Genomic DNA, 6,703 nt, shown 5'->3' on the forward strand with positions numbered 1-6,703 from the left:
GGGGGTGGGTGCGCGCGATCAGCGCGCCGGAACAGGCTTGTCAGGCGTCGCGGGCAAAGCCCGCGTCGTCGGCCGGACTTCGCTCGCCGGCCGGGCCGGCGGATCGGGCGGACGGCGACGCTGACCGTCCCGTCCGCCCGGCCTCAGTCGGCGCGGCGGACATATTCCTGGGCATAGACGTCGACCACGATCCGCGTGCCGGCACCGATATGCGGCGGCACCATCACGCGCACGCCGTTTTCCAGCACCGCCGGCTTGTAGGAGGAAGACGCCGTCTGCCCCTTCACCACCGCGTCGGCCTCCACGATCAGCGCCTCGATCGTGTCGGGCAGCTGCACCGAGATCGGACGCTCGTCGTACAGTTCCATCACCACGTCCATGCCGTCCTGCAGGAAGGCGGCGGCATCACCGAGCACGCCGCGATCGAGGGTGATCTGGTCGTAATTGTCCTTGTCCATGAACGTCAGCGCGTCGCCATCGGCGAACAGGAACTGGAAGTCCTTGGTGTCGAGCCGAACCCGCTCGACGCTTTCGGCGGAACGGAAGCGCACGTTGTTCTTGCGGCCGTCGATCAGGTTCTTCATCTCGACCTGCATGTAGGCGCCACCCTTGCCGGGCTGGGTGTGCTGGATCTTCACCGCACGCCAGATGCCGCCTTCATACTCGATGATGTTGCCGGGACGAATGTCCACGCCGCTGATCTTCATGCCTGTCTCGCGAATTGGAAAAGAGCCGGCGTGCCCCTTAGCCCCCGGCCGCCCTGCCCGCAAGGAGCGGGTATGGATTGATCGCCCGCCCCTCGTGCCACGCCTCGTCCGGTGTCACCCGCTTGATCTCGAAATGCAGGTGCGGCGCGGTCGGATTGGCGTCGCCGGTGGACCCGACCGTGCCGATGCGCTGGCCGGCGCGCACCGCCACCCCCTCGCGCACGCCCGGCGCATAGGTATCGAGGTGTGCGTAATAATAGACGTTCCGCCGGTTAGGCGAGCGGATGTAGACGGTGTGGCCACCGAGGTCGCTTTCGAACAGCTTTTCCACCCGCCCGTCCGCCGCCGCCAGCACAGGAGTGCCGCGCGGCGCCATGATGTCGAGCGCGCCGTGGCCGCGCGAGCCGCCCTCCCCGCGCGGATCGCCGAACGTGTCGACCAGATCGGCCGGTCGCACGCCGGCGACCGGCACCGTCAGCCCGGAGGCCGCGAGGATGGCGGGGCCGGGCCGGTCTTCCTCCGCCGCCTCCGCAGGCGGAGCCGGCGCCGCCACGACCGGCTTCCCGTCGCCGGTACCGACCTCCCGCGCCTGTCGCGGCATGAGCAGGCCGATCACGAGCAGCGCCACCACCAGCACGATCGCACCGGCGAACCATTTGCCGAACCGCGTCATCGGCGCGCCTCCGTCATGCCATCCCTCACGGCTGGAACTTCGCCTCGGTGCCCGGCTTCACCATCAAGGAAAGGCGGGCGGCGTCCCAGTTGGTCAGGCGGATGCAGCCGTGGCTTTCGGCGCGGCCGATCGTCTCCGGGCTGGGGGTGCCGTGGATGCCGTAGTGCGGCTTGTTCAGATCGAGCCACACAACGCCCACCGGCCCGTTCGGTCCCGGCTTCAGCAGCTGCTTTTCGTCCTTGCTGTCCGCATCCCAGAACAGGGTCGGGTTGTAGTGGAACGGCGGATTGTACGCCGCCCCCTGGATCTTCCACGTGCCGATCGGCAGCGGATCATGCTTGCTGCCCATCGTCGCGGGGAACTGGGCGACCAGCTTCTCCTCGGCATCGTATACGCGCAGCACGCCATCGGACTTGTCGACGACGACATGCTTCGCAGTCGGCTGCCGCGCATCGACCGAAAGGCTCGCCAGCGTCTGCTTCCATTCGGGCTTCAGCGTCTCGGCATAGGCAGTGGAGGCGACGGTGATCCCCGGCACCCGCACCTTCGCGCCGGCTACCACCTTTGCATCCGGGCCGTTGAGCGCGATCAGCGTGGCGGGCGTGGTGTGGAACCGCTCGGCCAGCTTCTCCGTCGCGTTCTGATAGGCCATCGCCGGCAGCTTGGCCTGCTCGGCCGGATCCTTCGGCATCGCGCCGACGAACGGCCCGGCGACGTCGGCCTCGGTCAGCACGACCTCGAGCACGGGGCGAACCTCCCGATAGGGATTCAGCGCGGCAAGCGTCGCCTTGTCGATCTCGCCGGTCTTCGGCAGCTTGTTCGCGGTCTGGAAGCCGACCAGCGCGCCTTTCAGCGATGCGCCCTTCCTGCCGTCGATCACACCCGGCCCGAATCCGAGGTGATCGAGCAGAACCTGCACGTGCATGATCGTCAGATCGATTCCCGGCGTTGCCGACGCAGCGGCGACGGGCGGCGATTGGGCGAAAACGGGACCACCGATGAGGCAAGCCGTGGCCGTCGCGAGACAGGCCCTTGCAACCATTATCGTTTTCATCAGTGTTTTCCCCTATAAGGTTCCCTGTCACCAGCGAACGCTGGAACCCCCCTTTTCTTTCCGACAGGTGAGAATGACCGATACGACCTTGAGCCGTCGCGGGCTGTTTTTCGGCGCCCTGGCGCTGGGCGGCGCCGCCCTGATCGACACCCCCGCCCTTGCCGCGATTCCGGAGCGGCGTCTCGCCTTCCGTAACGTCCACACCAACGACCGGGTGGATGCGCGCTATTTCGCCAACGGCCGCTTCGACCCCCAGGGGCTGGCGGAACTCAACCACGGCCTGCGGGACTGGCGCACCGGCGACACGACCAACATGGACCCCAACCTGTTCAATCTGCTGGCTGAAATCCGGGACCGGCTGGGGGTGAGCCCGCGCCGCACGTTCGATCTGATCTCAGGCTATCGCTCGCCGCACACCAACGCCTCGCTGCGCGCACGTGGTGGCGAGCACACCGGCGTGGCGAGCAAGAGCCAGCACATGCTGGGCAAGGCGACCGACATCGCGCTCCCCGGCATCGGGCTGGACCGGCTGCGGCTGGCGGCGATGTCCGCGCAGATGGGCGGCGTCGGCTATTATCCGCGCGACGGCTTCGTCCACGTCGATACCGGACGCGTGCGTACCTGGTAGGTGCCGTTCCCGCCCACTGAGGGCGGGGCAGGGTCAGCCGGCCAGTACGGCCTCGAACGCGGCGACGCCGGCGGCCGCGCCGTCCGGGTGGTTCCACACCGCGCCGCACACCGCGATGAAATCCGCGCCCGCCGCCACCAGCGGGGCCGCATTGTCCGCGGTGATGCCGCCGATCGCCACGCCGGGAATACCGAACAGCGTGGACCACCAGCCGAGGATCGACGGCTCCGGCCGATGCTTCGCCTCCTTCGTGGTGCTGGGATAGAAAGCGCCGAACGCCACGTAATCCGCCCCCGCCTCACCGGCCTCCATCGCCAGATGGCGGCTGTCGTGGCAGGTCACGCCGATCTGCGCATCCTTGCCCAGCGCGTCGCGCGCGGCGCGCGGATCGCCGTCGTCCTGCCCCAGATGCACGCCGTCCGCGCCCAACCGCTTGGCCAGGCCGATGCTGTCGTTGACGATGAACGCCACGTCATGCTTGCGGCACACCACCTGCACCGGTCCGGCCAGCGCCGCCACCGCATGATCGTCAAGCCCCTTGAGGCGTAGCTGGAACGCCGCCACCGGCCCCGCCGCCAGCGCCGCGTCGAGCGTATCGGCGAAACCGTCGTCGATCGCGGGCGGCGAGATCAGGTAGAGCTGGCAGGCCGGACGGCGCGGATCACGCTCGAACCGGTCGGCGAAGCCGGGGTCCAGCCGCAGCGTCTCGTCATCGAAGGACAGGGAATCGGGGATTTCGGAAGTCGTCATCCCGCGTCCCTAGCCGAATTGCGGCGCCGGTGTAACGCCCCGCGCCGCCACGGACCGTGGCGGTATGAACGAAAACGGCAGCCCCGGTGGGGGCCGCCGTACAGGGTATCACCATGCTACCCCGGCCGGAAAGCCGGGGTTTGCAAGGCCTTACTCCTCGTTCTTGTAGATCCGCACGATCTTGTCGAGCAGCGCCAGCGCTTCGTCGCGCGGGCGCTGGAAGGTGTTGCGGCCGATGATCGAGCCGTTGCCGCCGCCGTCGCGGATGTCGCGCGCGTCCTGATAGACCGCGTCCGACCCCTTGGCCGCCCCGCCCGAGAACACAACGATGCGGCGTCCGGCGAAGCAGGCCTGCCGCACATGCGCCACGCGCTTGGCCTGGGTGGACCAGTCGCCGTCCTTGTAGGCGGCGACCGCATCCTTCTGCTCGATATGGTCGGTCGGCAGCTTCACCTTGATGATGTGCGCGCCCAGCAGCGCCGCCATGTGCGCGGCATAGGCGCCAACGTCGAGCGCCAGCTCGCCCTTCTTGGAAATCTCGCCACCGCGCGGGTAGCTCCAGATCACCGTCGCGATGCCGACCGCCTTGGCCTCGGCGGACATCTCGCGGATCTCCTCCATCTGCTCGAAGATATCGTCCGAGCCGGGATAGATGGTGAAGCCGATCGCCGAGCAGCCGAGCCGCAGCGCATCGTCCACCGTGCCGGTGACGGCCTGATCGACGCGGCTGGACCAGCTGTTCGACGAGTTCACCTTCAGGATCGTCGGGATCTGCCCGGCGAACGTATCCGCCCCGGCCTCGATCGGGCCGAGCGGTGCGGCATAGGCCGACAGCCCTGCGTCGATCGCGAGCTGATAGTGGTAGTGCGGATCATAGGCCGGCGGGTTGATCGCGAAGCTGCGCGCCGGGCCGTGCTCGAACCCCTGATCCACCGGCAGGATCACCAGCTTGCCCGTGCCGCCCAGCCGGCCCTGCATCAGGATGCGGGCAAGATTGGCCTTGGTGCCGGGATTGTCGCTCTCATAGTGAGACAGGATGCTCTTGACGGTGGGCGTCATCGGGGGTTCCTCGGCAAGCGGTTTGTTTCAATGGCGGCTGTTAGCGGGCGGGCAGGGATTTGCCAATCCGCCCCGCCGCATCGCAGCATCCCCGCCTGACACAGCCGGGACATGACAGGGACCAGGGCGGATCAGTCGCGCAGCAGTTCGTTGATCGCGGTCTTGGCGCGCGTCCTGGCATCCACCCGCTTCACGATCACCGCGCAATAGAGCGACGGCCCGGCCGAACCGTCCGGCAGCGGCTTGCCCGGCATCGCGCCCGGCACCACCACCGCATAGGCCGGCACCCGGCCGACGAAGACCTCGCCCGTCGCGCGATCGACGATCTTGGTGGAGGCGCCGAGATAGACGCCCATCGAGAGCACCGCGCCCTCCTCCACGATCACGCCCTCGGCCACTTCGGCGCGCGCGCCGATGAAGGCGCCGTCCTCGATCACCACCGGGTTCGCCTGCAACGGCTCCAGCACGCCGCCGATGCCCGCCCCGCCCGACAGGTGCACGTTGCGGCCGATCTGCGCGCAGCTGCCCACGGTCGCCCAGGTATCGACCATCGTGCCCTCGCCGATGTGCGCGCCGATGTTGACGAAGCTGGGCATCAGCACGACGCCCTTCGAGATATGCGCGCCGGCACGCACGACCGCGCCCGGCACCACGCGGAAACCGGCGGCGCGGAACTCCGGCTCGCCCCATCGGGCGAACTTGGAGGGCACCTTGTCCCACGCGGGCGCACCGGCCGCGCCGCCGTCCACCAGCGCGTTGTCGTTCAGGCGGAACGAGAGCAGCACGGCCTTCTTCAGCCACTGGTTGACGATCCACTGGCCGTCCACCTTCTCGGCCACCCGCCGCCCGCCGGCATCCAGCTCGGCCAGCACCTGCGTCACCGCCTCGCGCACCGCGCCGGTGGTGCCGAAGGAGATGCCCTCGCGGTCGTCCCACGCCTGCTCGATCACCGCCTGAAGGTCGCTCATGCCCTGCTCGCTCATCCGATGGTCCCCGTTATGCTTTCCAGCCATTCGCCCAGATCGGCGATTTCGTAGTCGACGTAATCGGGCGGGCCGTTCTCGCCGCCCTGATCTGATCCGTTGTTGACCCACACCGTGGTCATCCCCAGCGCCTTGGCCGGTTTCAGGTTGCGCGCCATATCTTCCACGAACAGCGCCCTGGTCGGCTCCACCCGCAGCGCCGCGCACATCGCGGCATAGGCCGGCGGGTTGGGCTTGGGATCGTACGCGCAGGCGTGGATGTCGTGGATCGCCTCGAAACTCTCCGACAGGCCGAGCCGCGCCAGCACCTTGCGCGCATAGGGCTCGTCGCCGTTGGTGAAGATCAGCTTGCGGCCCGGCAGCAGCGCCAGCGAGCGGATGACGCGGGCATCCTCGGCCAGCACGTCCATTTCGATATCGTGGACGAAGCCGAGGAACTCGTGCGGGTCGATCGCATGTGTCCGCATCAGGCCCGACAGGGTGGTGCCATGCTCGTGGAACAGCGCCTTCTGCAGCGCCCGCGCCTCCACCCGGTCCATCGCCATCAGCCGCGCGACATAGTCGGTCATGCGCTGGTCGATCAGGCCGAACAGGTCGCACGACGCCGGGTACAGCGTGTTGTCCAGATCGAAGATCCAGCTATCGATGTGGCTCAGGGCATCCAGCATTGCGAGCGCGCTCTAGCCGGGGCACAAGCATCCGGCAACCGGGGCTGGGGAGCCCCCGTTCGGGGGATACGCCATGACGACGCGCCGGAACCTGTCGCTGCTGCTGGCGACCCTGCCCGCCCTGGCGGCCTGCGGCGGCGGTGGCGGCGGAGTCGATTCGACCCCTGCCCCGCCCCCGGCG

General features: G+C 68.5%; 8 protein-coding genes. 1 reads left to right on the top strand and 7 read right to left on the bottom strand.

Translation table 11 applies throughout. The features are described 5' to 3' along the window. Positions 1 to 143: 143 nt before the first annotated feature. From efp to FOY91_RS07880, 3 genes are read right to left on the bottom strand one after another with little or no spacing between them, the layout of a single operon-like run. Entirely contained in the window at positions 144 to 707 is a 564-nt protein-coding gene (gene efp, locus FOY91_RS07870) for an elongation factor P (RefSeq protein WP_145149816.1), read from the bottom strand. A 37-nt stretch (positions 708 to 744) separates the two neighbouring features. Continuing rightward, positions 745 to 1,380 (bottom strand): M23 family metallopeptidase, encoded by a 636-nt coding sequence (locus FOY91_RS07875; protein ID WP_145149818.1) that lies wholly within the window; start codon positions 1,378 to 1,380, stop codon positions 745 to 747. Positions 1,381 to 1,405: 25 nt separating this feature from the next. After that, a complete protein-coding gene (locus FOY91_RS07880; RefSeq protein WP_238995300.1) occupies positions 1,406 to 2,305 on the bottom strand; it encodes a L,D-transpeptidase family protein in 900 nt (299 codons plus the stop codon). Between the two features lie 202 nt (positions 2,306 to 2,507). Between FOY91_RS07880 and FOY91_RS07885 the strand changes: the two genes are divergently transcribed. Further along, entirely contained in the window at positions 2,508 to 3,062 is a 555-nt protein-coding gene (locus FOY91_RS07885) for a peptidoglycan L,D-endopeptidase MepK (RefSeq protein WP_145149822.1), read from the top strand. Between the two features lie 33 nt (positions 3,063 to 3,095). Here FOY91_RS07885 and thiE read toward each other — a convergent pair whose 3' ends face one another. From thiE to FOY91_RS07905, 4 genes are all read right to left on the bottom strand, one after another. Continuing rightward, on the bottom strand, positions 3,096 to 3,812 hold the full coding sequence (thiE, locus tag FOY91_RS07890) for a thiamine phosphate synthase (protein WP_145149824.1): 717 nt from the start codon (positions 3,810 to 3,812) through the stop codon (positions 3,096 to 3,098). A gap of 150 nt (positions 3,813 to 3,962) precedes the next feature. Next, complete coding sequence (locus FOY91_RS07895) at positions 3,963 to 4,871, bottom strand: class I fructose-bisphosphate aldolase (protein WP_145149826.1); 909 nt, start codon at positions 4,869 to 4,871, stop codon at positions 3,963 to 3,965. Between the two features lie 131 nt (positions 4,872 to 5,002). After that, entirely contained in the window at positions 5,003 to 5,839 is an 837-nt protein-coding gene (dapD, locus tag FOY91_RS07900; RefSeq protein WP_145149843.1) for a 2,3,4,5-tetrahydropyridine-2,6-dicarboxylate N-succinyltransferase, read from the bottom strand. Between the two features lie 11 nt (positions 5,840 to 5,850). Further along, positions 5,851 to 6,522 (bottom strand): pyrimidine 5'-nucleotidase, encoded by a 672-nt coding sequence (locus tag FOY91_RS07905; protein WP_145149828.1) that lies wholly within the window; start codon positions 6,520 to 6,522, stop codon positions 5,851 to 5,853. Positions 6,523 to 6,703: the final 181 nt, after the last annotated feature.

The organism is Alterirhizorhabdus solaris, from assembly GCF_007785815.1.
In the GTDB taxonomy this organism is placed as follows: domain Bacteria; phylum Pseudomonadota; class Alphaproteobacteria; order Sphingomonadales; family Sphingomonadaceae; genus Alterirhizorhabdus; species Alterirhizorhabdus solaris.

Coding starts and splice junctions, on each gene's coding strand:
- efp (WP_145149816.1), bottom strand. CDS start 707: ATGAAGATCAGCGGCGTGGACATTCGTCCCGGCAACATCATCGAGTAT.
- FOY91_RS07875 (WP_145149818.1), bottom strand. CDS start 1,380: ATGACGCGGTTCGGCAAATGGTTCGCCGGTGCGATCGTGCTGGTGGTG.
- FOY91_RS07880 (WP_238995300.1), bottom strand. CDS start 2,305: ATGCACGTGCAGGTTCTGCTCGATCACCTCGGATTCGGGCCGGGTGTG.
- FOY91_RS07885 (WP_145149822.1), top strand. CDS start 2,508: ATGACCGATACGACCTTGAGCCGTCGCGGGCTGTTTTTCGGCGCCCTG.
- thiE (WP_145149824.1), bottom strand. CDS start 3,812: ATGACGACTTCCGAAATCCCCGATTCCCTGTCCTTCGATGACGAGACG.
- FOY91_RS07895 (WP_145149826.1), bottom strand. CDS start 4,871: ATGACGCCCACCGTCAAGAGCATCCTGTCTCACTATGAGAGCGACAAT.
- dapD (WP_145149843.1), bottom strand. CDS start 5,839: ATGAGCGACCTTCAGGCGGTGATCGAGCAGGCGTGGGACGACCGCGAG.
- FOY91_RS07905 (WP_145149828.1), bottom strand. CDS start 6,522: ATGCTGGATGCCCTGAGCCACATCGATAGCTGGATCTTCGATCTGGAC.